This is a genomic window from Flavobacterium faecale (assembly GCF_048320115.1).
Taxonomy (GTDB): domain Bacteria; phylum Bacteroidota; class Bacteroidia; order Flavobacteriales; family Flavobacteriaceae; genus Flavobacterium; species Flavobacterium faecale_A.
Genome location: NZ_CP182943.1, coordinates 538,014 through 562,634 on the forward strand (window position 1 = coordinate 538,014; position 24,621 = coordinate 562,634).

General features: G+C 33.9%; 25 protein-coding genes. 16 read left to right on the plus strand and 9 right to left on the minus strand.

The features are described 5' to 3' along the window. Positions 1 to 9: 9 nt before the first annotated feature. From ffh to argS, 4 genes are all read right to left on the minus strand, one after another. Positions 10 to 1,371 (minus strand): signal recognition particle protein, encoded by a 1,362-nt coding sequence (ffh, locus tag ACNH59_RS02095; RefSeq protein WP_418263806.1) that lies wholly within the window; start codon positions 1,369 to 1,371, stop codon positions 10 to 12. Positions 1,372 to 1,505: 134 nt separating this feature from the next. Next, positions 1,506 to 2,405 carry a mechanosensitive ion channel family protein gene (locus ACNH59_RS02100; protein WP_418263807.1) on the minus strand — a complete coding sequence of 300 codons (900 nt, stop codon included), beginning with the start codon at positions 2,403 to 2,405 and terminating at the stop codon, positions 1,506 to 1,508. Between the two features lie 2 nt (positions 2,406 to 2,407). Then, on the minus strand, positions 2,408 to 4,297 hold the full coding sequence (locus tag ACNH59_RS02105) for a mechanosensitive ion channel domain-containing protein (RefSeq protein WP_418263808.1): 1,890 nt from the start codon (positions 4,295 to 4,297) through the stop codon (positions 2,408 to 2,410). Between the two features lie 190 nt (positions 4,298 to 4,487). Continuing rightward, positions 4,488 to 6,266, minus strand: coding sequence for an arginine--tRNA ligase (gene argS, locus ACNH59_RS02110; RefSeq protein WP_418263809.1), 1,779 nt, complete (start codon positions 6,264 to 6,266; stop codon positions 4,488 to 4,490). Between the two features lie 459 nt (positions 6,267 to 6,725). On the opposite strand from argS, the gene ACNH59_RS02115 reads away from it, so the two are divergent. The 6 genes from ACNH59_RS02115 (at position 6,726) to ACNH59_RS02140 (ending at position 11,188) form a co-directional block, all read left to right on the plus strand. Beyond that, positions 6,726 to 7,280 (plus strand): hypothetical protein, encoded by a 555-nt coding sequence (locus ACNH59_RS02115; RefSeq protein WP_418263810.1) that lies wholly within the window; start codon positions 6,726 to 6,728, stop codon positions 7,278 to 7,280. Positions 7,281 to 7,288: 8 nt separating this feature from the next. Further along, positions 7,289 to 8,413, plus strand: coding sequence for a hypothetical protein (locus ACNH59_RS02120; protein ID WP_418263811.1), 1,125 nt, complete (start codon positions 7,289 to 7,291; stop codon positions 8,411 to 8,413). A 367-nt stretch (positions 8,414 to 8,780) separates the two neighbouring features. Next, a complete protein-coding gene (locus ACNH59_RS02125) occupies positions 8,781 to 9,461 on the plus strand; it encodes an Abi family protein (RefSeq protein ID WP_418263812.1) in 681 nt (226 codons plus the stop codon). A gap of 343 nt (positions 9,462 to 9,804) precedes the next feature. Further along, positions 9,805 to 10,104 (plus strand): nucleotidyltransferase domain-containing protein, encoded by a 300-nt coding sequence (locus tag ACNH59_RS02130; RefSeq protein WP_320889726.1) that lies wholly within the window; start codon positions 9,805 to 9,807, stop codon positions 10,102 to 10,104. Further along, entirely contained in the window at positions 10,097 to 10,450 is a 354-nt protein-coding gene (locus ACNH59_RS02135; protein ID WP_418263813.1) for a DUF86 domain-containing protein, read from the plus strand. Before ACNH59_RS02130 ends, ACNH59_RS02135 begins: the two co-directional genes overlap by 8 nt. Positions 10,451 to 10,786: 336 nt before the next feature. After that, positions 10,787 to 11,188 carry a lysozyme inhibitor LprI family protein gene (locus ACNH59_RS02140; RefSeq protein ID WP_418263814.1) on the plus strand — a complete coding sequence of 134 codons (402 nt, stop codon included), beginning with the start codon at positions 10,787 to 10,789 and terminating at the stop codon, positions 11,186 to 11,188. A gap of 125 nt (positions 11,189 to 11,313) precedes the next feature. On the opposite strand, the gene ACNH59_RS02145 is transcribed toward ACNH59_RS02140, so the two are convergent. Both ACNH59_RS02145 and ACNH59_RS02150 read right to left on the minus strand, forming a co-directional pair. Further along, positions 11,314 to 12,321, minus strand: a complete 1,008-nt coding sequence (locus ACNH59_RS02145; RefSeq protein ID WP_418263815.1) for a 3-oxoacyl-ACP synthase III family protein — start codon at positions 12,319 to 12,321, stop codon at positions 11,314 to 11,316. Between the two features lie 349 nt (positions 12,322 to 12,670). Next, entirely contained in the window at positions 12,671 to 13,615 is a 945-nt protein-coding gene (locus ACNH59_RS02150; RefSeq protein WP_418263816.1) for an ABC transporter ATP-binding protein, read from the minus strand. A 112-nt stretch (positions 13,616 to 13,727) separates the two neighbouring features. On the opposite strand from ACNH59_RS02150, the gene ACNH59_RS02155 reads away from it, so the two are divergent. Continuing rightward, positions 13,728 to 14,321: a hypothetical protein gene (locus ACNH59_RS02155; protein WP_418263817.1), complete on the plus strand. Its 594-nt coding sequence runs from the start codon at positions 13,728 to 13,730 to the stop codon at positions 14,319 to 14,321. A 60-nt stretch (positions 14,322 to 14,381) separates the two neighbouring features. Here the strand turns inward: ACNH59_RS02155 and ACNH59_RS02160 are convergent, their stop codons facing one another. Together ACNH59_RS02160 and ACNH59_RS02165 are read right to left on the minus strand one after the other, a co-directional pair. Then, the gene (locus ACNH59_RS02160; protein ID WP_418263818.1) at positions 14,382 to 15,077 is read right to left on the minus strand and encodes an OmpA family protein; all 696 of its coding nucleotides are present in this window, start codon (positions 15,075 to 15,077) and stop codon (positions 14,382 to 14,384) included. Positions 15,078 to 15,093: 16 nt separating this feature from the next. Continuing rightward, a complete protein-coding gene (locus tag ACNH59_RS02165) occupies positions 15,094 to 15,570 on the minus strand; it encodes a hypothetical protein (RefSeq protein WP_418263819.1) in 477 nt (158 codons plus the stop codon). A 181-nt stretch (positions 15,571 to 15,751) separates the two neighbouring features. On the opposite strand from ACNH59_RS02165, the gene htpG reads away from it, so the two are divergent. From htpG to ACNH59_RS02205, 8 genes are all read left to right on the plus strand, one after another. Continuing rightward, a complete protein-coding gene (gene htpG / locus ACNH59_RS02170) occupies positions 15,752 to 17,638 on the plus strand; it encodes a molecular chaperone HtpG (RefSeq protein ID WP_418263820.1) in 1,887 nt (628 codons plus the stop codon). A gap of 422 nt (positions 17,639 to 18,060) precedes the next feature. Then, positions 18,061 to 18,246: a hypothetical protein gene (locus ACNH59_RS02175; protein WP_418263821.1), complete on the plus strand. Its 186-nt coding sequence runs from the start codon at positions 18,061 to 18,063 to the stop codon at positions 18,244 to 18,246. A 41-nt stretch (positions 18,247 to 18,287) separates the two neighbouring features. After that, positions 18,288 to 18,413: a hypothetical protein gene (locus ACNH59_RS02180; protein WP_418263822.1), complete on the plus strand. Its 126-nt coding sequence runs from the start codon at positions 18,288 to 18,290 to the stop codon at positions 18,411 to 18,413. Between the two features lie 805 nt (positions 18,414 to 19,218). Beyond that, on the plus strand, positions 19,219 to 19,494 hold the full coding sequence (locus ACNH59_RS02185; RefSeq protein WP_418263823.1) for a hypothetical protein: 276 nt from the start codon (positions 19,219 to 19,221) through the stop codon (positions 19,492 to 19,494). Positions 19,495 to 19,876: 382 nt separating this feature from the next. After that, the gene (locus ACNH59_RS02190; RefSeq protein ID WP_418263824.1) at positions 19,877 to 21,364 is read left to right on the plus strand and encodes a DUF4339 domain-containing protein; all 1,488 of its coding nucleotides are present in this window, start codon (positions 19,877 to 19,879) and stop codon (positions 21,362 to 21,364) included. A gap of 16 nt (positions 21,365 to 21,380) precedes the next feature. Next, positions 21,381 to 21,905 carry a hypothetical protein gene (locus ACNH59_RS02195; RefSeq protein WP_418263825.1) on the plus strand — a complete coding sequence of 175 codons (525 nt, stop codon included), beginning with the start codon at positions 21,381 to 21,383 and terminating at the stop codon, positions 21,903 to 21,905. A 228-nt stretch (positions 21,906 to 22,133) separates the two neighbouring features. After that, a complete protein-coding gene (locus tag ACNH59_RS02200; RefSeq protein WP_418263826.1) occupies positions 22,134 to 23,678 on the plus strand; it encodes an IS1182 family transposase in 1,545 nt (514 codons plus the stop codon). Positions 23,679 to 23,825: 147 nt separating this feature from the next. Continuing rightward, positions 23,826 to 23,972, plus strand: a complete 147-nt coding sequence (locus ACNH59_RS02205) for a hypothetical protein (protein WP_418263827.1) — start codon at positions 23,826 to 23,828, stop codon at positions 23,970 to 23,972. Here ACNH59_RS02205 and ACNH59_RS02210 read toward each other — a convergent pair. Continuing rightward, positions 23,964 to 24,146 carry a hypothetical protein gene (locus tag ACNH59_RS02210; RefSeq protein WP_418263828.1) on the minus strand — a complete coding sequence of 61 codons (183 nt, stop codon included), beginning with the start codon at positions 24,144 to 24,146 and terminating at the stop codon, positions 23,964 to 23,966. The genes ACNH59_RS02205 and ACNH59_RS02210 overlap by 9 nt on opposite strands. Before the next feature lie 66 nt (positions 24,147 to 24,212). On the opposite strand from ACNH59_RS02210, the gene ACNH59_RS02215 reads away from it, so the two are divergent. Further along, positions 24,213 to 24,416 carry a hypothetical protein gene (locus ACNH59_RS02215; protein ID WP_418263829.1) on the plus strand — a complete coding sequence of 68 codons (204 nt, stop codon included), beginning with the start codon at positions 24,213 to 24,215 and terminating at the stop codon, positions 24,414 to 24,416. Positions 24,417 to 24,621: the final 205 nt, after the last annotated feature.

A 24,621-nucleotide genomic window follows, 5' to 3' on the forward strand; every position in this document is an offset into this window, starting at 1 on the left:
AACTAATTATTATCTCATTCCTGGCATACCTCCCGGCATTCCGCCTTTCATACCACCCATCATTTTCATTAGGTTTTTACCTCCTGGCCCTTGCATCATCTTCATCATTTTGCTCATTTGGTCAAACTGTTTCATCAATTGATTTACTTGTTCCACTTTGGTTCCTGAACCTTTCGCGATTCGGGCTTTGCGTTTCACATCAATTATTGCAGGTTTTTTTCTTTCAATTGGTGTCATCGAGTAGATAATGGCTTCGATATGTTTGAACGCATCGTCTTCAATTTCTACATCTTTCATGGCTTTTGAAGCACCTGGTATCATTCCGACCAAGTCTTTCATATTACCCATTTTCTTTACTTGCTGAATTTGAGTTAGGAAATCGTCAAAACCAAATTCATTTTTAGCAATTTTCTTTTGTAATTTTCTAGCTTCTTCTTCGTTGAATTGCTCTTGTGCTCTTTCCACTAACGAAACAACGTCTCCCATTCCAAGGATACGTTCAGCCATACGCACCGGATAGAATACATCAATAGCATCCATTTTTTCACCTGTACCTACAAATTTAATCGGTTTGTTAACGACTGTTTTAATAGACAACGCCGCACCACCACGAGTATCTCCGTCTAACTTCGTTAAGATAACTCCATCAAAATTTAAGATATCATTAAAAGCCTTAGCAGTATTCACCGCATCTTGACCCGTCATCGAGTCCACAACAAATAAGGTCTCTTGTGGTTTAATTGCATCGTGTACACGAGCAATCTCGTCCATCATTTCTTGATCTACTGCCAAACGACCAGCGGTATCGACAATCACCACGTTAAAGCCATTGGCTTTAGCATGCTTGATAGCGTTTTGAGCTATTTCAACTGGATTTTTATTTTCTGGTTCTGAGTACACCTCAACACCAATCGAATCTCCTACTACATACAATTGTTGGATTGCAGCAGGACGGTAGATATCACATGCCACTAATAGTGGTTTTTTATTCTTTTTTGTTTGCAGATAATTCGCCAACTTTCCAGAGAAAGTCGTTTTACCAGAACCTTGCAATCCTGACATTAGGATTACGGTTGGCGCTCCCGAAAGATTGATTCCAGCAACATCACCCCCCATTAATTCGGTCAATTCATCTTTAACCAATTTAACCAATAACTGACCCGGCTGTAGTGTCGTCAACACGTCTTGACCAATCGCTTTTTCTTTTACTCTAGCAGTAAAGTCTTTGGCAATTTTAAAGTTAACATCGGCATCTAATAAGGCACGACGCACTTCTTTCAAGGTATCTGCAACGTTTACTTCGGTTATTTTTCCATGCCCTTTAAGTATGTGAAAGGCTTTGTCCAGTTTATCGCTTAAATTATCAAACATAATTTTATCTTTTTTGAAGTGCAAAGATAATACAAAGTTCCTTAGGTACAAAGGTTCTAAGTTTCAAACACAAACAAAAAAGCTACCTCAAAATAAATTTGAAATAGCCTTAATATATCCACTTTATAAAAAATCTATTTTTTGATATTCACATTAAAATCAGGAGCTTCCACCAAATGAAATGTAGCCGAAGCAAATTTTATCGCTCCATTGGTGGCTTCAAAAGACTTCAATATTTGAGTAAACAACTCCGTTTTGGTAGCCCGTCTCCTTTTATACATTACTACATAACGCAAAGTAAACTCCACCCAATTATCATTCGCAATAAGGGAAACCATGGGTTCTGTTTGCGCTTCTTCTAAACGAAATTTATTTTGTAAACCCATCCATTTTTCTCGAGATTGTTGGGTTAAATCACCAGCTACCTTACCTCCTATTTCCAATAGCAACGCTCTTGCCATATCATAATCACTACCGTATTGAACAGGGATTTTTATTTCGTCCCATAAAAAAGGAAAATCTCCTGAGTAGTTAAAAACAGGCTCTTTGAACACATAACTGTTGGCAATCAACACAATTCGTCCGTTGTACAAATCGCCATCCACCCATTGACCAGTTTCCATTATCGTAGTACGCAATACCCCAATATCCATCACATCGCCTCTAATTCCTCCTAATTGCACACGATCTCCAGTTTTGTAAAAATCTCCAAACATAATGGCTAGCCAACCTGCAAAGGAAGCAATCACCTCTTGCAAGGCAAAAGCAATTCCAGCACCTGCAACCCCTAAGGCTACAGTTAAACCTCCAAGTCTATCACTAAAAACTACAGTAACCAACACAATAGTTAATAGATAACCCGCATAATTGCTAATCTTCTTAGCGCGGTAACTATTATCATTGCCTTGAATTTTTGACAATAAATTACGTTGTATCAAACGTACAACAAGCCAAATAACACCAATCCCAATAACTATGGTAGAAAATTTACCTACAATGGGATCAAACAAATATTTCTCTATTGATTCATTCATCGTTATTCTTCTTTAGATAAACTCACATTAAATTTAGGCGCTTGATAGTTCTTATCCAAATAATCCTCAGGAATAGTGGTATGACTTCCATCTCTGGCTGCTCGGTAATGAGGAGAGAGAATTTCGATGCCATTTTCGTTGCAACAATCTTGGATATTGGCGTGTAAATTGGAATAAATAATAGCTTGTTTACCTACTTCTTTGGTATAAGCATTGATTTGGTAAGATACGTAAAAATCATCCAAACTCGTTTGCAAAACAAAAGGAGCTGGAGTTTCCTGTATCATTTCCGTACGAAGAGCCGCTTCTATTAAAGTTTCATGCATTTTTTTCCAAGGCACATCATAACCAATGGTAATGGTAGTATGCAAAATCAATCCGTTTTTTGGAGCATCACTACTGTAATTAATCGTATGACTATTCATTACAGTCGAATTGGGAATAGAGATAATTTCGTTTTTAATGGTTCTAACACGGGTCACGAGCATGGACTTCTCGATTACATCACCTAATACTTCTCCAATTTTCACACGGTCTCCTATGGTAAACAAACGCATATACGTCAACACCAAACCAGCTACAACATTAGACAACGAGCCCGAAGAACCAAAAGTAAACAACACCCCTAAGAAGACTGAAACCCCTTGAAATATGGGAGAATCACTTCCTGGCAAATAGGGAAAAATCACAATTGCCATAAAAGCGTACAAAATTACTTTTATGATTTGATAGGTGGGATTAGCCCAATCTGGGTAAAATCCTGAAAGTTGCAATTTTTCGTTTTCGACTTCAGTCTTTAAAAAATAGATGAATCGCAATACGTATCTAAAAAATACAACAATGACAATTATAGTTATTAAATTAGGCAAATACCCCCAAACGCCCATTATAATTTTTACGGCTGGACTTTTGATATATCCAATAAGAGTATTGGTAAAATGTTTGGTCCACGGAAAAATTCCAAATAAGATAGGCAAGGATAAATATATCGTAATAATGGTTAAAACCCATTTTACAAAATTACTTACTGCCACGAAAACTTTAACTTGCCTTGCAGCGTCAAATAATGTGTAGTTTTTGATGGTAATCCCTTTTAGGAATTTACCCTCTTGACTGCTTATTTTTTCGTTCAATAATCGGAAGCCTCTTCGTATAAAATAGATAATGGCCCCTACAACAAGAATAATGAAAAGCGCCAAAGCAATTTCTTTTCCTAAAGTTTCAAAACTGGTTTCAGCTTGGTACCTGATTACAGCGTTTTCAATGATTTCCTTGTATTTTTGTGCCAATTCTTTTTTGCTAGTATTGTTCCAAATAGCGTCATTCTCAGAGACACTAATAATGATACTTTCGCCAAAAATAAGATCAACCGTACTTTCTGATTCTGAAATTTGAAGATTATCTTTTTTAAATTGGTAGCTTTCAGACAGTTTTTCGATTCTATTGGTTATCGCATCTGCCCTATCTTTCACTGAAAAGCTTCCCAATTTGCTGTAAATAACAAACAAGGTGTCGTTAAAAAAACCTTTGACAGGAAATGATTTTGCCGTTTTTCGTAATGAATCAATGGCTCTTTTTTTGGCCTCAAAACGTTGGGTTTCTTTTTCTGAAATTTCTTTTAATTGATTCAGCAATTTGGATTTCTGAATATTATCCGTTGTGCTCAGCTTCTCTAATTGATTTTGCAATTTAGCCTGAGCTGTAGAATCCTTTATACGCTGTAATTCTAAATCGCGTAACTTTTGATTATAAGCATTTAATACAGCTGAATTAGCCGAATCAACCTGTCGCGCTACCTGAACAGCTTGACTTTCTTTTTTTTCATTTTTATCTTGGGAATAGCCTAATTGCGTAAAGAAAACAAAAAGCAGAAGACGAGAAAACAATTTCATAGGTACAAAATTTAGGAGCAAAATACTGTTTTTAGCTTTTGTAAAAATAGTTCTTTTAATTAACCAAAAGTTTTGCCCATAAAAAAAGATTAACCCGAAATCTTCCGGATTAATCTTTTTATTAACTTCTCAATATATACCACTTTTACTAGAAAAAATGATTTTTTAGAGACTTTTATTTTATCAAAAATTACATTCTCTCTGGAACATTAATCCCTAATAAACTAAAAGCATCCGCTATCGTATCGGCTACTCGCTTAGAAAGTTGTACTCTGAATGTTTTTTTGTTTGATTCGGCTTCTCCAAGGATAGGCACCGCTTGGTAAAACGAGTTGTATTCACGTACCAAATCATAAGTATAATTCGCAATCAAAGCAGGACTGTGATTCTGAGCTGCGTTTTGAATTACTTCTGGAAACAATTCTAGTTGTTTGATTAATTCTTTTTCTTTTTCGTGTAACTCAACTATTAGAGCGTCTTTAGTATAGTCAAAATCAGCTTTACGAATGATAGACTGAATACGAGCGTAAGTATATTGAATAAAAGGCCCTGTATTTCCAGCAAAATCTACTGATTCCTCAGGATTGAACAGAATACGTTTTTTAGGATCTACTTTTAAGATATAATATTTCAAAGCCCCTAAACCGATAGTATTGTATAATTTGGCTTTTTCTTCAGCTGAATAACCGTCAAGTTTTCCTAAATCTTCGGAAATTTTTTGAGCTGTATCAGTCATTTCTTGCATCAAATCGTCGGCATCCACTACAGTTCCTTCACGAGATTTCATTTTGCCCGATGGCAAATCGACCATTCCGTACGAAAGGTGAAATAAATTAGCCGCCCAATCAAATCCTAGTTTTTTCAAAATCAAAAACAACACCTTAAAGTGGTAATCTTGCTCATTCCCCACCGTGTAAACCATTCCGCCTACATCCGGCATGTCTTTCACACGTTGAATCGCAGTACCAATGTCCTGTGTCATATAAACCGCTGTCCCGTCAGAGCGCAACACGATTTTACGGTCCAGTCCTTCGGCAGTTAAATCAATCCAAACCGAACCATCAGGGTCTTTTTCGAAAATCCCTTTTTCCAGTCCCATTTGGACAACATCTTTTCCTAATAAGTAGGTATTGCTTTCGTAGTAATAGCTATCAAAATCAACACCCATAGCCGTATAAGTAGCCGCAAAACCATCATACACCCATTGGTTCATGGTTTTCCACAATGCAACCACTTCTTCATCACCCGCCTCCCATTTGCGAAGCATGTCTTGGGCTTTTAGGATAATGGGCGCTTGTTTTTTAGCTTCTTCTTCGGTTTTTCCTTCTGCCATCAATTGATTGATTTCTTCTTTGTACGCCTTATCAAAAGCCACATAAAAGTTCCCTACCAATTTATCTCCTTTTAAGCCCGAAGTTTCAGGCGTTTGGCCTTCGCCAAATTTTTGCCAAGCCAACATCGACTTACAGATATGAATACCTCTGTCGTTGATGATTTGGGTTTTATATACTTTTTTACCCGAAGCTTTGATAATCTCCGCCACTGAGTATCCTAATAAGTTGTTACGTACGTGTCCTAAATGCAGAGGTTTATTGGTATTAGGCGACGAATATTCAACCATTACTGCTTTGTCATCTGGACTTGATGTTACAAAACCGTATTTTTCAACCGTTCTGATTTGGTTAAAGAAATTCAAATAATACGCATCCGAAATCACGATATTCAAGAACCCTGAAACCACATTAAATTTGGCTACCTCCGTTACATTTTCGACTAAGTAGTTCCCAATTTTATTTCCTAATTCTACAGGGTTGCTTTTTACCAATTTCAATAACGGAAAAATCACCATCGTAATATCGCCTTCAAACTCTTTACGAGTGGCTTGAAACTCCACTTTTTCAATAGTAACCTCAAATAAATCTTGAACCGCTTTCTGGATAGAAGGCGTTAGAATTTCGGATAATGTCATTTTGTTGCTTTTTTAATGGCTGCAAATATAGGCATTATGGAGCAAATGGGAAAAGAGTGTCGTGTTATTTGTTCAGGGTTGTAAGAGAGGGAAAATTAAAGAAAACTGACCTAGCCGAACTCTCATTTCAAACGCTTTAATTCTTTTTTTGGAGCAGAACGATTCGTGCAGTTTAGTTGCGATTGTTCCTGCTCTCTGCTCTATCTCTTGTGCCTGCTATCGCTGCACAAGAGGATGCCGCTTCGATCAGGGCTACAAATGGCGTTATTATTTTCATATTAGCTTAAATAAATTTGTAAGAAAAAATGAATATATTAGCCGTAAAAATAAAACGAAACTAGAGTTGAGCCTGTCTAAGCAAAATTGGTTATATAAGCTCAACTAAAAGAGAAAAAATGAAGATGTAAATGAGTTGGCGGCAAACTCGCCAAAAAAACCTCATAAAAAAGATACCTTAATATGGAAAAAACAATTAAAGAAATTAGCAGTAATGCAGTTATTCCTTTACAAAATGTATCGGAAAATGGGGCAAAAAGAACAAAAGAATTCTATATTAATTGCTCTGAATTAGAAGACTTTAACCATATTGATATCACTAATTCAGACAAACACCAAAAAATGTTTACTGAATTAAAGGAGTTTGTTGGACCTTGTTTATATTACTTTGAAATAACTTCCGAAAACTTATCTTCCGAAATAATTGATAGAATAAAACAATATTCAACTAGCGAAAATTCTAAATCAATTCCTGCGATTAAAACTAAAATCATAGAAAGCAAAATACTTTATGTGGGGAAAGTTAAACGACATTTTTGGGGAAGACTTATTCAGCATTTAGGTTATTACAAAGTAAATAGAACTCAAGGTTTACAATTGTTTTATTGGGCAAAAGAACTTAATTTGAATTTAAAACTAACTGTTTTTGAATTTGAAACTGAAATGATTAATCTAATGGAAGTTTTAGAAAATGATTTAGCAAAGCATTTAAACCCAATTTTAGGAAAACATAAATAACTTAAAAAATGAATAAAAAAATATTATTCACATTTATTGCGTCTCTATTTACCATATCAATCTTTTCACAAATCGAAATCGGAAAAATTGAAAAAGTTGTAGAAGTCGGAAAAAAAGAAAACTGCCCTCCATACAATCAAACCGAAAATTTCATCGAACATTCAGAATATTATCGAGCAAAAGTTACTCAAATACTTGGAAGCGGTAGTGGGAAAAATCCATTTGATGAAAAACAATGTGAAGCCAATCAATATTACAATAGATATAACGGTTTAAAAATATATTATCCTACATATTCAGACAATTACCAAAAAAACAACATACTATTTTTCAAGAAAACTGACAAAATTGAAATTCTAAATTGGTCACAAATTGGCAATAAATATTTTACTATTGTTAATATTAATCCTGAATTTGAAAAATCAGAAATATATAACGATGTCAAAAACAATCTTGGCAAAGATTTTTTTGCAGATATATTTTTTGAACTAAAAGATAATATAAATAATGAAACTATTTATGTAATTGAATCTTCATCAAATCCACAATTTATTTTATCACCTTATTTTGAAAAAAAGAAAGAATTAATAAATGGTAAAACCTTTATTGCTATTAATGATTTTAACGCAATTAGAAATCCTATTTCAAAAACTGACTACACAATGTATATTGATAAAGGAAGTGAATGGAAAGGAGAACTCACATTATTAAGAAAAAAAGATTTAAAAATAGAAGAAAGCAAAAATGCTGATGACGAAGAAATTTTATATGCTGTTATATTAAACAATGAAAAAGATAAAGTCATTTTTGATTTAAAAGGTAGTAGATGGAATTTTGAAGATGTGCTTTTAACGAAAAATGATTTTGAAAAACTAAAAAAAGGAAATTCAAATAAAAACAAATTAGAAGAAAACGTACTTGTCAAAAAATATGGTGAAAAGTTTGGAAAATTAGTCTACCAAAAGAAACTGACAATAGGAATGTCAAAAGATATGTGTTCAGACATTTTAGGAATAACACTAAATAGAAAAAATTACAAAAATGCAAGCGGAGAAATAGAAGTTTGGGAATATACAGGAATATATAAACTGTATTTTAAAAATGGAAAATTATCCGAAAGCGTTAAATACTAAACCCAAAGAGCCAGCTGCCAACACACGTAGCCGTTCCACACCCACAAAAATTTAGGATTTAAAAAATTAATCATAAAACAAGCTCGTTAAAACTCCCAAAGTTTCGGAAGAAAACACTATTTGATTCAGAGGAATTCCTGTGATATCTAGCACACTTAAACACGCAACTTTTCTTACTAACGATAAAATTATTTACTTATATTAGATTGAAATAAATGCCAGTTTTTTCACAGGCTGAAAGCTGTGGAAAAGAAACACGAATGGAAAGTGTATAAAAAACGAAAACCCGGTAGCTTGACGAATCAGGGGCTATCGGGAATAATGTGAAACAAAGTTAGTTACTTAATTTATAAATACCAAATTAAACATGAAATATGTTGAATTCGAAGATGTAATGTCAAGCGCAAGAATGCATAGATACCTTGTTGCAACTGGAAATAACTCAAGAAAAGCAATGACTTTATATCGTAAAAATTTACAACTTTCTCAAGAAATGTTCACGGTAATAAGTTGCTTTGAAATTGCTTTGCGAAATAAAATAAATGAGCAATATGTAGCACTACATGGAAATGATTGGTTAAGAGATAGCATTTCAGCAGGTGGAATTTTTAGCACAAGCAAATGTATAAACACTAAAAAATTAATTCGTAAATCATTAAATAAGCTAACAGCATATACTCATCCGAAGCTTTTGGCAACATTTGATTTTGGCTTTTGGAGGTATCTTTATGCTCAACCACAATTTTTTGCAGGTGGCCAAACTTTGTTAAGAGTATTTCCATCAAAACCGACAAGTACGCCTGCAATTCAATACAATCAAACTTATATCTTTAATCAACTAAAATTGGTCAACGACTTTCGTAATAGAATTGCTCATCATGAGCCTATTTGTTTTCAACCCGGTACAGCAGTAATCAGCACAACAAATACATTACAACACTACAACCTGATAATTCAATTGTTTCAGTGGATGAATATAAATGAAAGTGCACTTTTATATGGATTAGACCATGTATCAACTTTGTGTCACGAAATTGACAATATTTAAGCCTTCAACTAGTCGAGTAGACGGCTCTGCTAGAAACTAACGGAGTACGCCTCGCATACCACCGAGGCCTTCGGCTTCGCTCAGGACAGGCCAAGCGGGTCATCCCTCGAATCGAAACAGGCTAGACTCGGCGGTTTCCCGAAGCTTCTAAAGAAAACACCATTTGATTACGAGGAATTTCTCTGACACACTACATACTTAAACACGTAACTTTTCTTACTAACGATAAAATTATTTACTTATATTTGATTGAAATAAATGTTAGTTTTTTCACAGGCTGACATTAGCAGTAATTATTCGGCTAATATAAAATTTAGAAAATATTTTTGTTTAAATTAGCTTTATGAGAATTATTGATAAAAATATAGATAGCTTAAAAAAACTTTGTTTAATACACAACGTGGAAAAACTATATCTTTTTGGTTCTTCTTTAAATTCAAGTTTCAACGAAAAAAGCGATGTAGATTTATTAGTTAAGTTTAAGCAAATTGAACTTTCAAAATATTTTGATAATTACATAGATTTCAAAGAAAAACTAGAATCTTTATTTGGTCGTGAAGTTGACCTACTCGAAGAACAGACTTTAAAAAATCCAATCTTAATTAAATCAATCGACAAATCAAAAGAATTAATTTATGGATGAAAGGATTCTTAAATGGTTATTTGATGTAAAAATGTCCATCGATGAAATTAATGAGTTCTTCCCTAATGAAGAAAGAGATTTTTTCAAATACAGAAACAACTTAATGCTAAAAAGAGCTGTCGAAAGAAATCTTGAAATTATTGGTGAAGCAATTAACCGAATAATTACTCGAGACGTTTCTTATATTGAGAAAATATCAAATGCAAAAGCAATTATCGGACTCCGAAATCATGTAATTCATGCTTATGATAATATTTCCGACGAAAACATTTGGTCAGTCTTAATACACCATTTGCCGAAATTGAAAATCGAGATTGATAATTTAATCCCAAAGGAAGAAAAATAACTACTGCTAGTCGAGTAATCGGCTCTGCTAGAAACTAATAGACTACACCTCTTACACCACTCCCGAAATAAATTCGGGATAAACTCCAAATAATGGATTCAATTCGATATAAACATCAGTTAAAGACTGATAGACTTTCTGCCTTAGACTTTACAAAGTAATGGTTGAACCTAAAATAGGAGTTTTTGCAATTGCTCAACCGCCTTTTCGAGTGCAACTAAAAGTTAGTATGGATTAGAAATCCTTACACTCAATAAAATAAATTCACCCAGAGCAGCAACATCCGAATTAAAGATAACCTATATAGAATCTCATCACTAATAAAAAATCTAAAACATGAAAAGCAAAATTCTAATTTATATCCTTTTCTTAACCTCTATGTTTTGTTTTGGACAAACACAAACTGAAATGAACAGTAATGAATACCAAAAATATGTAAAAGCAGACAAAGAACTTAACCAAGTCTATAGTGCGATTTTAAAAGATTACAAAGAAAATCCTGTTTTTATATCTAAACTTAAATTAGCTCAAAATCTATGGATTAAATTTCGTGATGCAGAGATGAATGCTTTATTTCCTGAAATTGATAAACAATTGAATTATGGGTCTGTTTTCCCCATGTGCTGGAATAGCCATCTAACCAGACTTACTGAAGAAAGAATAAAAACTTTGAAAATTTGGCTAACAGGTATTGAAGAAGGAGACGTTTGTTCAGGTTCAGTAAAAATGAAAGAGTAAAAACAATCAATAGCAGATTGCAACCCTACTCACAACAAAAAAAGGAACTATCCCCTTTGCCTTCAAACCCTTAAACCTCTTAAACTTTTAAACCTTTAAACTCTTAAACAATTCACCACTTAAATTCACCACTTAATAATCGCACTCGCCCAAGTAAAGCCACTACCAAAAGCGGCTAAAACAACGGTATCCCCTTCTTTTATTTTTCCTAGTTCCCAAGCTTCAGTCAAAGCAATAGGCACAGAGGCTGCAGTGGTGTTTCCGTATTTTTGAACATTGTTGTGTACTTGGTCGTCGGATAAGCCAAATTTTTGTTGGATGTACTGAGAGATTCTAAGATTAGCTTGATGCGGAATCAGCATATCAATATCCGAAACGGTTAAATTATTGGCACGCAAACCTTCGTTGATGACTTCACTAAAACGGACTACCGCATTCTTAAACACAAATTGTCCGTTCATATACGGGTAGTAACTTTCGTCTTCGGGATTGTTATCGTCGAGTATGTCCGTCACCCAGCGTCCGCCCATTCCTGGGGCTTTCAAAACCAGTTCTTCGGCATGAACGCCTTCTGAGTGTAAATGTGTCGAAAGGATTCCTTTGGTCAAATCCGTTTCTTGACTCAAGACCGCAGCACCCGCTCCATCACCAAAAATCACTGATACTCCTCGTCCCCGAGTGGTCATATCCAAACCTGTTGAATGCACTTCGGAACCAATGACTAGAATATTTTTATACATTCCTGTTTTGATATACTGGTCGGCTACTGACAACGCATAGATAAAACCCGAACATTGATTACGAACATCTAAGGCTCCAACTGTGCGCAAACCCAAATCACGTTGCACCAACACTCCCGGACCTGGAAAATAATAATCAGGACTCAAGGTGGCAAAAACCACAAAATCGATAGCTTCCTTAGCCACACCAGAACGCTCAATGGCAATTTCAGCTGCTTTGACTCCCATGGAGGTGGTGGTATCTTCGCCTTTGATAATATGACGGCGTTCTTGAATCCCTGTGCGCTCCTGAATCCACGCATCATTCGTATCCATAACTTTTGACAAATCATCATTAGTCACCACATTAGAAGGAACATAAAAACCTAAACCTGATATTTTTGAATGGAACATAGTTTTAAGAATAAAGATTAGCACCACACAAATTACTACTTTTTATGCAATTATGAACTTTATTTTTAAAATTTGGAAATTAATTGATGAGCATCCTTTGAAAGGAACACAGATTAGAGAAATTGAAGAAAACTAGAAAAATCTTTGTGGCTTTGTACCTTAGCTCCTTTGTATCATAGCGGCTTTCAATCTTTATAGCTTTGTAACTTTGTACCTTAGTACCTTAGCACCTTTCAATCTTTGCGTCTTTGCGGTTAATTAAGGAACACAGATTAGAGAAATTAAAGAAATCTAAAAAATCTTGGCGCCTTTGCGGCTTTGCGGTAAAAAAAAAACCCTTGCACCACAACTAAGCAATCATCAAACTTACTTCCTGATTATGCTCTAAGGCTACATCATGTTCAAAAAAGACCACCTTCCTATTAAAAACGGCTTTAATCAAATAATAACTTCCTTTAAAAAAAGATTGCTTAACGGTTACCTTCATCAATCCGTTCTCTACTAATTTCAGTTGATGTGGGTACAACAATACCGTCTCATCTTCTCCTTCAATAGGGACCAAATTAGACAATTGCAGTTCGTTAATTTCGCCAAAAAGTGAAGCTACATACTTATCAATAGGCGTATTATACAAATCTACAGAATTTGCCATATCTACTATTTGCCCGTCGTATAAAACAATCGTTTCATCAGCAAATGAAAGCGCATCGGTACTATCGTGAGTGGCTACAATACAGGTGATATTTTTGGCTTTTAAATAAGCAAACAGATTGCGACGCAAGGCATTTTTTCTAAAATTATCAATATGACTAAAAGGCTCGTCCAGTAATAATATTTCGGGTTCTAAGGCCAGTGCTCTCGCTAACGCCACACGTTGCTGCTGTCCTCCACTGAGATATTTGGCTTTCACATCAGCATATTCGGTCATTTCAACAATCTCTAGCAATTCTTTTATTCTTGCCTTTTTTTCAGCTTTATAAATATTCGACAAATGCTTCCCAACATTCTCCGCAACAGTAACATAAGGCATTAAATCAAAATCCTGAGACAGGTATTTGATAAATGGCATTCCGGGAACCAAATGAAATTTTGGCCCCAAAATTTCACTATCATTCCAAAAAATATTACCTTCATCAAGGTCGTGTAGTCCATAAATCATTTTTAATAAGGTACTTTTACCGCATCCACTTTCGCCAATAACAGCAATATTCTGCCCTTTTTCTATGGTGAAATTGATATTTTTTAAAACAGGTCTATTGGTATAGGAAAAAGATATATTTTGAACTTGAAGCATTGTAACAAATTATTTTTTTAAGTGTACAAAGATAGATTTCTTTCATCAATTACTGTATTATTACTTGACATACTTAACCAAATTCGATTTAAAAAAAACAAAAACCAGGCTTATGAAAACCAAAAGAACTCATTTTCAAATCAGTTTAAATTTAGTCTTATTGATAATCTTTTCTAATTTTGGATATGCTCAATTTTTTATAGAAACAAATATTGGACTAAATGGGGCACTCGACCCTAGAATTTACAATACAGGACATACAGGTTTTGGTGCTGGATACATGTACGAAGGTTTAATTGGGCTAAAATTAGACTATGCCAAGGATAACTTTAGCAACGATATCGGTTCTTCAAATAGTAAAAGAGCGGATATGCAACTAATCGCAAATTTATCCAATGCCTTTTTTGACAAAAGCTATTACGATCCATTTGCACTTCTAGTCCATGCCGGAATGGGCATTTCTAATTTACGCCCTTCATCTGCAAACACTTCAGATACTAATATTAATTTTATGATGGGAATAACACCCAAATACAGGATAATAGGAGATCTAGACATTACTGCAGATGCATCATTAATAATGAATGCCAACCAAAATTATAATTTTGATGGAAGTCCTACCTATCAAAATCTTGCCGTTCCTCAAACGGGATTTCTTTTTAATTTAAGCCTAGGCTTATTGTACACCTTTCATAATTACCGCTAAAAAAAAAGGATTTTCAACTAAATGAAAATCCTTTTTTATACAAACAATGATTGCCTGTTTTTATTTTCCTGCTTCTTTTTGAGCGTCTTCCAACATCTTCTCATTTGCTGTGATGGCAAACTCTACACGACGGTTTTTACTTCTACCCTCAGCCGTTCCATTATCAGCAATTGGATCAGCAATACCCAAACCTGTCACTTGAAATCTTGAAGAAGACAACCCTTTACCAACCAAATAATTTTTCACAGAAGCTGCTCTTTCACCCGATAATTTCAAGTTGTAATCAGCTGGTCCTGTACTATCTGTATATCCAAAAATAGTAATATTAGTATCTGCATATTCTTGAAACACTGGAATCAATTTATCTAAATTAGCTTTAGCTGCTGCTGTCAAAGTTGATTTGTTAGTATCAAAACGAACCGCATTTTCATTCAATACTAATTTAATCCCTTCTCCTACTCTTTCTACTTCTGCACCTGGAAGTGCTTGGTCAATTTGACGCGCTTGCTTGTCCATTTTGTTACCAATTACACCACCAGCAACTCCTCCAACAACTCCTCCAAGAACAGCACCCATGGCACCGTTACCACCTTTACCAAGGTTGTTTCCTAAAACACCACCAATAATTGCTCCTGCAGCGGTCCCTATGGCGGCACCTCTTTGTGTTTTATTAGTGTTTTTAATAGACTCACAACTCGTAAACATGGTTCCAATGGACATTACTAATGCCAAAGCTATTACTGAAATCTTTTTCATATCTTATTTATTTTAATTAATTTGTTTTTTGGAATTGGTACACAACATCAGTCATTTTTCCTCCTACATTGATTTTATCAATCAATTGAAAAGAAGTTTCTGTTTGATTAGCCACAGTCAATACATAACCGTCTCTCACTTTTTTAGCCTTTTCTCCTGCATTTAAAACTTTCAGAACAAATTGACCTTCTTGGTTTACAAACCATGTAATTGGCGAACTGAAAGCCGCACAATTGGCACTTGTTAAATCCATAGTTCCTTTATTATTATTGGAAACTAATTTCCAAGCACTTCCTTCAAAACATTTAGAATCTGCCAATTGAAATGAATTTACTTTTATATAATCTGACCCCGGATAGCTTACGGAAGTAATTACCCAATTTCCTTTCATGGCAACTTCTGCTTTCTTATCCAATTTTGTATTCGTAATCGAACTTGTTTTGCAAGCAAACAACATTAAAGACATTGCTCCGATTAAAATAATTTTTCTCATTATGATTTCGTTTTATAGTTAAACTCACACAAAGATACAATCCTACTCACTAATTAAGTTTCAAAATTCCTTTTTTTTATTCCATTATTTTCAGTACGACATTTTGTCACTTTGTATACAATTGGTATTTTATTTGAGTACAAAGGAGATAGATTGTAAAACCCATATAAAAATTTTAAATATGACAACAGGAAAAATTAATGTTTCAGTAGAAAACATCTTCCCTTTAATCAAGAAGTTCCTTTACAGCGATCACGAGATTTTCTTACGTGAATTAATTTCTAATGGGACTGATGCAACTTCCAAATTAAAACACCTAATCAGTATTGGCGAAGCCAGCGTAGAATACGGCAATCCAATTATTGAAGTTAAAATTGACAAAGAAGGAAAGAAACTCCACATCATTGACCAAGGGATTGGTATGACAGCAGATGAAGTAGAAAAATACATTAACCAACTCGCTTTTTCTGGTGCTGAAGAATTTTTAGAAAAATACAAAGATTCTGCTAAAGAATCAGGAATCATTGGTCATTTTGGTCTTGGTTTTTATTCGGCTTTTATGGTGGCTTCAAAAGTGGAAATCATCACTAAATCATACAAAGACGAACCAGCAGCACATTGGACTTGCGATGGTAGCCCAGAATTTTCATTAGAACCAGCAGACAAAACGTCACGTGGTACTGAAATCATCTTACATATTGCTGAAGATTCATTAGAATTTTTGGAAGAATTTAGAATTCGTGAACTTTTAAATAAGTACAACAAGTTCATGCCTATTCCAATTAAATTTGGAACTAAAACAGAAACCTTACCTAAACCAGAAGACGCTCCAGAAGATTATGTAGCCGAAACTATCGAGGTAGATAATATCATCAACAATCCTAATCCAGCTTGGACCAAAGCGCCAACAGAATTAACCGATGAAGATTACAAAGGTTTTTACCGCGAAATGTACCCAATGCAGTTCGAAGATCCATTATTCAACATTCACTTGAATGTCGATTATCCATTTAACTTAACGGGTATCTTGTATTTCCCTCGTTTGGGTTCGGATATGCAAATTCAAAAAGACAAAATTCAATTGTACCAAAACCAAGTATACGTTACAGATAACGTAGAAGGTATCGTGCCTGAATTCTTGACGATGTTAAAAGGGGTGATTGACTCTCCAGATATTCCTTTGAACGTGTCTCGTTCTAGCTTACAAGCGGATGGTGCAGTGAAGAAAATTTCAAACTACATCACGCGTAAAGTAGCCGATAAATTGAAATCGTTGTTCAATGAAAACCGTGCCGATTTTGAGAAAAAATGGAATGATATCAAAATCGTTCTAGAATACGGAATGCTTTCTGAGGATAAGTTCTACGAAAAAGCAGGTTCATTCGTATTGTACCCAACGGTTAATGATAAATTCTATACTCTTGAAGAATTAAAAGAAGCTATCAAGGAAAAACAAACCGACAAAGACGGAAAAACGGTTGTACTTTATGCAGGAAACAAAGAAGCACAACACTCGTATATCGAAATCGCTCAAGAAAAAGGATACGAAGTTTTATTACTAGACTCTCCAATTATCTCCCACTTGATTCAAAAAATCGAGGGTGATAACCAAGGATTGACTTTTGTACGTGTAGATTCTGACCATATTGATAACTTAATCAAGAAAGAAGAAAATGCAATTTCGAAGTTGTCAGAAGAAGAGCAAAACAATCTAAAATCAGTTGTCGAAACGATTGTTCCAAAACAAAAATATACCGTACAATTGCAAGCGTTAGACAGTCAATCAGCACCATTCATCATCACGCAACCAGAATTTATGCGTCGTATGAAAGAAATGAGTCAATCCGGTGGTGGCGGAATGTTCGGAATGGGTAATATGCCAGAGATGTACAATTTAGTGGTAAACACCAACTCTGAATTGGCAACCAACATCCTGAACAATACGGATAAAGCAGCTCAAGAAAGTTTGGTAAAACAAGCACTTGACTTGGCTAAATTGTCACAAAACTTATTAAAAGGAGAAGATCTAACTGCCTTTGTAAAACGTAGTTTCGAAATGATCAAATAAGTATCCAATAAACAGAATTAAGTATGAAGACCTGCTAGTGCAAACTGGCAGGTTTTTTTTATTTAGGAGCAGAACGATTTGGTTTCTATTGACTAATCCTCCCGCTATTCGTTACAATCTCTTGCATTGGCTACCGCCATACAAGAGGATTTTCACTGCTATCGGGGCTAAAAATCATGGTTATTACAATCAATTACGGTTTGCCGTACTAATGTATTTAAAAAAGAATATACTTTTGAAAAGTGTCAAAAGAAAACTTAAGTTAATTCTTAATTTTAATTATATTTGAAAACAAATGAAACGCAACTCAATTGCGTAAATCTAGCTTAAAATAGTTCGATTGCCGCAATTGAGTTGCGGATATTTATGAGTTGTAGGTAATTGTAAAAGAACCAAAGCGTTAAAAAACAACTAAATAGAAAATGAAAAACGTAGAAGAGAAACTGATTGAAAAACTAAAGCTTCAGACAAACGAACTTTGGCAGACAATACAAGAAGCTAAAAAATCCAACCTAAAGGTTTATGTTGGATTTGATGACTACAGAGTTTGCCCTGAAATAGTAGTTACGGAAGTGTTATTTTCGCAAGGTCAATTCGGAGTGCTTTAGCTAATTTATATAGATTATAATTAACATTATGACTCTCTAGTATGTTAATTATTGTTTTACAAGAGTTGCATCTACAATACATCATTGGAAATGTAGAGTTTGTTGGCGTGTCATTTACCACTTCAAAAGATTTATTTTCACATTTTGGACATTTAGTCCCTGAATAGTTTTCTGTAAACATTTTATTTATATTATTAGGTTAAATTAAGTTCTTTGAAAATTTTGAGAAAAAGTATTGTTTATTAGTTGGTTGTGTTTATATTTGCACCATCGTAAAGAATAAAGATTTTGAGAAGCCGTCATCGTCGAAAATAGACGACCTCTCAAGTTGAACAAATACGACTAACGACTTTCGTTAGAAGAAGGTAAGTTAATTATCGCAGTTGCATCCGCATTTATTTAACTTATAGGTCTTATACGCATACTTGCACGCAGAGCATAAGAAGTTTGAACCGCCTATTATGCCGACTAATTTTAGAAATGTTTCCAAATTAAACAGGTTTAAGATTATTAAATTACAGCTAACATCTTTTGTTAGAAGCGTAAGACAAACTTACTCATAGAATTGTTTCATAAGCAATACTTGTTTAAGTTTAGACAATAAAAATTTTAGCTACTCGAAATAGCTAACAGAAAGACAATAAAAAACACGACCTCTGCTGAAATCGTGTACCGCTAAAAATTACTACGTCAATTACTTTTTCTCAATTATTTTCATTTTACTGCAAAAATAGTGTTTACTTAAACACAAACCTAAAACTTTAACATAAAATATTTGGAATTGCGGAATATTTAATAACAACTACCTACAACAGCGGTTTGAAGCAAGTGGAGATTTGGTGGTAAAATCAACAGTTGTTTTCGCTATGAAAATTAAAGTAAAAAGAAATATTAACGGTCACGAAGCCTCCACCTGCTTCAAGCCACAAAACGTTATGCCTCAGTTTAACAGAACCGTAAACAAACATAAAAATGAAAGAATATAAAATACTAGCCGAAAAAGAAATTGAATCGGTAAAAAGAAATTTTACAGACAATACTAATTCATTAAAAGGATTAGCCGAGCAATTAGAATCGTTCAAAGAAATACTTGTAGATTTAGATGTTAAGTTAAAGGACTTAGGAAATGATTTTGTTTCTAAAAATTCTTTATCTGAATCACAAATAGAAGAAGTAAAAGACATTAACTACAAACTTGTTACTGAATTTGTTAACGGAACAGGATTGCCATTTATTGGAACTAAATAGATTTTCAAACCGTGTTCTAGAAGTTTTTTATCTAATTCAATAGACTCTTCTAAAAGTTTAGACAAAGAATCAATTTTTACATAAAATTCCGAAGGAATAACTAAGTTAATTTTTTCTGACATAATAATTTAATTTTATATTGTTTCCGACTTAAAAACGGTGCGGAAACGTAACCGAAAATTGAAACGTGAAAATTGGAATAAATAAAAAACCGAAGGCATAACCGCTGTTTTGAGCTAGCTGGAGTTTAGTGGAATTATCGTTTCGCAATCGTATTTTCGTTAAGCCGAAAACTGAGCGTTTACGAACTTCCAGCCATCTCAAAGCAACATAACGTTACCAGCCATTTTGGGCGACCGAATAAAAATTTAACAGACAGTTAATGGAAAAAGAATTTTACTACTTGGACGAAAAGGAACAAAAAGGTCCTTTCACAATTGAGAAATTAAAAATAATTGGACTAAAACCTGAAACTTTAGTTTGGGCAGATGGATTTGAAAATTGGAAACAAGTCAAAGATGTTGATGAGTTGAAAATTGTATTAAAAAAAACGCCTCCACCTCCACCAATAATAGACACTTTATCATCATCTTCAATTAAAGATAATGAGAATGAAATTTTAGACGAAAAAATGAATAATGTTGAAGATAGCAACATAAAATTTTGGGCTTCTTTTAAAATTTTCAGTTCCATTTTAGTCTTTATTCTTTTAGCAATATTTGTAGGCTTTTATATTGTAAACTCTAAAAAAGCAAAACTAAAAGATGATATTTCATTAAAAATCAATAATGTCCTTGACAATAAAAGTCTAATTTTAGACGGGACAATAACTTTAACAGAAGGCAAATTAAAAAACACAGGTTACGGAACAAAAAAGCAAAAAGACACCGATGACATTTTTGCGAGTTTTGATTGGTGGGAAACAGAAAAGCTTTACACAATTTTCACCGCTGAAAGTGGAGGTTTTACAATCAAACAATTAACAAAACAAAGTGATGAAAGTTTTGATGTTTTGACATCATATTCTGGAGATATGGGATATAAAAAACCAAGTTCATCATATATTGCTCCGCAATATATGGATGATGGTTGGGGTGGTAAATTTAAAATTAGTGGAGGTTACCAATCTTCAAATTATAGAACTTCTGTCCGTGATGCTTACCGCAGTGCATATGAATATTTCACGAAAGAAGATAAAAAATCACCAGGAGCATATTCTCCAGGAAAATTTATTGATATAAACAATTTTCCAGATTTAAGAAATGAATATTTTTATTTAGAAAATAGAGAACCTAAATTATATTCTTCATCAGGTACATTTGCATCTTCTTGGGAAAGTTCTGGTGACCACGGAGCAAATATTAATAATGAAAACTGGGTTGTATATTATAAAACATACGGAAAACATTATGAACTAACAGAAAACGACAGCAGAATAAACAAAGATTTAATGACCAATATTGGAATTGCTTTTGGTTTAATATTCTTGATACTATTAATCGCTTTTATATCTAAACCGAAATATTTTAGAAACTTGAACTTGTACGGTAAAAGATGGCAAAACCTACTTTATAAGGAACAAATATTTTTCTTTGAACACTCATTTTTTGGAAAACAAACATTTACTGAAGTAATTAACGACAAAGTTTATAAAGGAACATTAAAAATTACCGACAAAGGGAACACAATTAATTTATCATATCCAAACAAAGAATTATTTTATAAAATTGACAAAATTGATGTCGATAATTTATCTCTAATCTCAATAAAAGATAAAAGCGTTGTTACTTTAAAAAGAATTGGAGCAAAAGAAACTATAGAAATAAAAAACGAAGATATTAGCACACAAAAAGAAGAAACTAATCAGTAATTTAATAGTAAACACAATGCCAACTTTTGGAGAAAAATCTATGTATAGTCTTGAAGGCGAAGAAGCCAATCATTTAAAATCTTTAAATGAACGCTTTATACGTTGGCAAGAAAAACAAATTGCTTTACTTACATTTTCAATCAACCTACTGTTTACTATTTCAATTGCATCGGTAGGTTTAATAATCAATAACTTTGACAAACCGATATTCAAAGAAAAATATGCTTGGGGATATTTACTTCCACAGACAGTAGCATTTATTATTACAATTTCATCAATTTTTGGTATTGTCGCTTTGTTTTGTCGACTTTTTGATTTTCGCCTCACAAAGACAATTATTCGCAAAAGAATATTATTGTTTAAAGTGGAAAATAAAATTAAGTATGAGAATTGTGAAGAGCTAAATCAAAAAAAACTTAATGACAAAATAAAAAGTCTAAATTGCTTTACAAAATATTTAGGTAAGGGAACTTGGTGTTTTTTCATTCTGCAAACGGTAACATTTGTGATTGCACTAATACTATTAATTTACAAGATATAACAGAAATAAAAACGGCTGGTAACAGCAGTTTGGCAATATGGCGGGTTTAGGCTTAATTTAAAGATGGTTTTGTACTTGGGAAATTAGTCATTAACCGAAAGTTTAGGCTTCCTTAATCCGCCACATCGCCAAGCTGCGAAACGTCAGTCTGTGAAAAAACTAACATTTATTTCCATCAAATATAAGTAAATAATTTTATTGTTAGCAAGAAAAGTTGTATGTTTAAATATGCAACATATCACAGGAATTCCTCGTAACCAAATGGTGTTTTCTAGTTTCGAAGACACTATTTTACCCAATAATCCCGTTCGTTTTGTAGATGCTTTTGTGGAGGCATTAGATATGGAATCTTTGGGTTTTACTGTTCAGACTCTCAAAGTCGAGGGTCGCCCCAGCTTTGATACTAAAATCTTCCTTAAAATCTATTTATATGGCTATTTGAACGGGCTTAGAAGTTCGAGAAAACTGGAAAAAGAATGTGTAAGAAACATCGAATTGCAATGGCTTTTGTGTGGTCTTATGCCGAATTACCACAGTATTTCTGATTTTAGAAAACAGAATCCATCAGGATTGCGAAAACTCTTCAAACTCTTTGTTTCCTTTCTTAAAGATACCGATTTAATAGCAGGCGAAATCATCGCTATTGATGGGACTAAAAGCAGAGCACACAACAGTAAGAAAGCTAATTTTAGCCAAAAGAAAATAGAAAGACATTTGGCTTATATCGAAGAAAAAACACAAGAATATTTAGCGCAATTAGACCAAAACGACTCGCAAGATAATGGGATTTCAATTACTAACATTCAAGAAAAAATAGAACGATTAAAGCAGAACAAAATAGGTTATGAGCTACTAGAAGAAAAACTAAAAGTTAGTGGAGAGCCTCAGATAAGTACCACCGATGAAGATGCTCGAGCCTTATTGGTTCAAGGCGTAGTGGTAGAAGTAAGCTACAACATACAAGCGGCGGCAGATAACAAACACAACTTGGTTGTTGCCACTCATACTATCAATCGAAATGATCTCAACGCTTTGGGAGCTATTGCTGTTGAAGCAAAAGAAAATTTGGGAGTAGAAACCTTTACCGCTTTGGTTGACAAGGGCTATCATAATGGTCGAGAAATTACCCAATGTAAAAACCACAATATCACCACCATTGTCGCACATCCTACCCCAGGAAGGAGTAAAGATAGTGTTACTCAACCCGACTATTTGGTAGCTCAATTTCAATATAATAAATCGGATGATACTTATACCTGTCCCCAAGGGAAAATCTTAAAAACCACGGGGAAATGGCATAAAAAAAGTGGTCGAACAGAGCAAAGTGGTTATCAATTCAAGAAATACCGAACATCAGCCTGCAAGGACTGTCCCGTAAAACACCTTTGTACCAGTAGAGCGGGAGGACGGGAAATAGATAGAAGTGAATATGCCGATGCCGTAGAAGAAAACAACCAACGTTATCAAGAAAACCCACAACTATACCGAACTAGGCAAGAAATAAACGAACACATTTTTGGGACAATCAAGAGGCAATGGGGGTATAACCATACCAATTTAACAGGACTGGAAAAAGTAAATGGCGAACATAGTCTAATTATGTTGGTCTATAATATCAAACGCACGATAAATATTCTTAGCGTTCCCGATTTGATTGATAAAATCAAGAACTGGAAGTCACCTTACAAGGCAAAAACCTTGTTTTTACTAAAAACGGCTTATTTAAAGTTAAATACAGCCTCCAATTTTTATCAACTGAAATTTACAGCCTAAAAAAAAGAGCCTTTATTGGGGTTGTAGTACTGTATAATTTATGGATTTTTGGAGAAAATCGAGGTTTTTTCACAGCCTGACGTTGGCGGTCAGCTTAGAGCAGAACCGAACGAAAAGAAATATAATTTAACACTAAATAAAATAAAAATGAACGAGAAACTAATTGAAGCAATTGAGGAACTTGCCCACGAAATTAAATTATTGAGAAATGAAAACGAAAAACTTCGAGAAGTTAACGAACAAATAAGTGCAAAACTATATATTCTAAACGAACGCATTAGTACATTAGAGTAACTGACAGTTTTGTTCTGAAAGAACTCTAACTAATTGAAGTAAGTCTTTTATTTCTGCGTTTGATTTTCCTTTAAGTTTTGAAAGAATTTCACATGCTAAATTAATCTCTTCTTCTTTTCTGTACTGTTTAGTTTCTTCTGAAACTTTAAATTCATTGATTTTAAAATCTGACATAATAAATAATTTAAAATTTATTCCCTTAAAGTGGCGGAATAATTAACCACATACACATTAACTAAAATGAAAAAATTATTATTTTTATTCGCTTCTATTGCTTTACTTTCCTGTTCTAAAGATGATGATTGTCCAAACGGTAAAATAAAAGGACACTCTACAATTCAAGACCGAAATTTCATCACTCTTGATAATGGAAGAGAGATTACCATAAAAGCCAGCGATTTTGATTTGTATCCTATTAATTCCTGTTACGAAGGAACTAAATAAATAAAAAGCCGAACCGCCAACAGCTGTTTTGATATAGCTGGAGTTTAGTGGAATTACCGTTTCGCATCAAGTTTTCGTTAAGCCGAAAGTTGAGCGTTTACGAACTTCCAGCCATCCCCGCTCTTCGAACTGTACCTAAACATTATTATAAGTGCTGCGCAAATGTCTCTGACTTTGCGCAATTTTAAAATGTTGTTATAAACGA

Bases quoted from the DNA above. Each gene is read 5' to 3' on its own strand.
- ACNH59_RS02175 (WP_418263821.1), top strand. From the start codon at position 18,061: ATGAAAAACGTAGAAGAGAAACTGATTGAAAAACTAAAGCTTCAGACA.
- ACNH59_RS02160 (WP_418263818.1), bottom strand. From the start codon at position 15,077: ATGAAAAAGATTTCAGTAATAGCTTTGGCATTAGTAATGTCCATTGGA.
- htpG (WP_418263820.1), top strand. From the start codon at position 15,752: ATGACAACAGGAAAAATTAATGTTTCAGTAGAAAACATCTTCCCTTTA.
- ACNH59_RS02155 (WP_418263817.1), top strand. From the start codon at position 13,728: ATGAAAACCAAAAGAACTCATTTTCAAATCAGTTTAAATTTAGTCTTA.
- ffh (WP_418263806.1), bottom strand. From the start codon at position 1,371: ATGTTTGATAATTTAAGCGATAAACTGGACAAAGCCTTTCACATACTT.
- ACNH59_RS02185 (WP_418263823.1), top strand. From the start codon at position 19,219: ATGAAAGAATATAAAATACTAGCCGAAAAAGAAATTGAATCGGTAAAA.
- ACNH59_RS02115 (WP_418263810.1), top strand. From the start codon at position 6,726: ATGGAAAAAACAATTAAAGAAATTAGCAGTAATGCAGTTATTCCTTTA.
- argS (WP_418263809.1), bottom strand. From the start codon at position 6,266: ATGACATTATCCGAAATTCTAACGCCTTCTATCCAGAAAGCGGTTCAA.
- ACNH59_RS02215 (WP_418263829.1), top strand. From the start codon at position 24,213: ATGAAAAAATTATTATTTTTATTCGCTTCTATTGCTTTACTTTCCTGT.
- ACNH59_RS02210 (WP_418263828.1), bottom strand. From the start codon at position 24,146: ATGTCAGATTTTAAAATCAATGAATTTAAAGTTTCAGAAGAAACTAAA.
- ACNH59_RS02180 (WP_418263822.1), top strand. From the start codon at position 18,288: ATGTTAATTATTGTTTTACAAGAGTTGCATCTACAATACATCATTGGA.
- ACNH59_RS02140 (WP_418263814.1), top strand. From the start codon at position 10,787: ATGAAAAGCAAAATTCTAATTTATATCCTTTTCTTAACCTCTATGTTT.
- ACNH59_RS02190 (WP_418263824.1), top strand. From the start codon at position 19,877: ATGGAAAAAGAATTTTACTACTTGGACGAAAAGGAACAAAAAGGTCCT.
- ACNH59_RS02165 (WP_418263819.1), bottom strand. From the start codon at position 15,570: ATGAGAAAAATTATTTTAATCGGAGCAATGTCTTTAATGTTGTTTGCT.
- ACNH59_RS02135 (WP_418263813.1), top strand. From the start codon at position 10,097: ATGGATGAAAGGATTCTTAAATGGTTATTTGATGTAAAAATGTCCATC.
- ACNH59_RS02105 (WP_418263808.1), bottom strand. From the start codon at position 4,297: ATGAAATTGTTTTCTCGTCTTCTGCTTTTTGTTTTCTTTACGCAATTA.
- ACNH59_RS02100 (WP_418263807.1), bottom strand. From the start codon at position 2,405: ATGAATGAATCAATAGAGAAATATTTGTTTGATCCCATTGTAGGTAAA.
- ACNH59_RS02150 (WP_418263816.1), bottom strand. From the start codon at position 13,615: ATGCTTCAAGTTCAAAATATATCTTTTTCCTATACCAATAGACCTGTT.
- ACNH59_RS02195 (WP_418263825.1), top strand. From the start codon at position 21,381: ATGCCAACTTTTGGAGAAAAATCTATGTATAGTCTTGAAGGCGAAGAA.
- ACNH59_RS02145 (WP_418263815.1), bottom strand. From the start codon at position 12,321: ATGTTCCATTCAAAAATATCAGGTTTAGGTTTTTATGTTCCTTCTAAT.
- ACNH59_RS02130 (WP_320889726.1), top strand. From the start codon at position 9,805: ATGAGAATTATTGATAAAAATATAGATAGCTTAAAAAAACTTTGTTTA.
- ACNH59_RS02125 (WP_418263812.1), top strand. From the start codon at position 8,781: ATGAAATATGTTGAATTCGAAGATGTAATGTCAAGCGCAAGAATGCAT.
- ACNH59_RS02200 (WP_418263826.1), top strand. From the start codon at position 22,134: ATGCAACATATCACAGGAATTCCTCGTAACCAAATGGTGTTTTCTAGT.
- ACNH59_RS02120 (WP_418263811.1), top strand. From the start codon at position 7,289: ATGAATAAAAAAATATTATTCACATTTATTGCGTCTCTATTTACCATA.
- ACNH59_RS02205 (WP_418263827.1), top strand. From the start codon at position 23,826: ATGAACGAGAAACTAATTGAAGCAATTGAGGAACTTGCCCACGAAATT.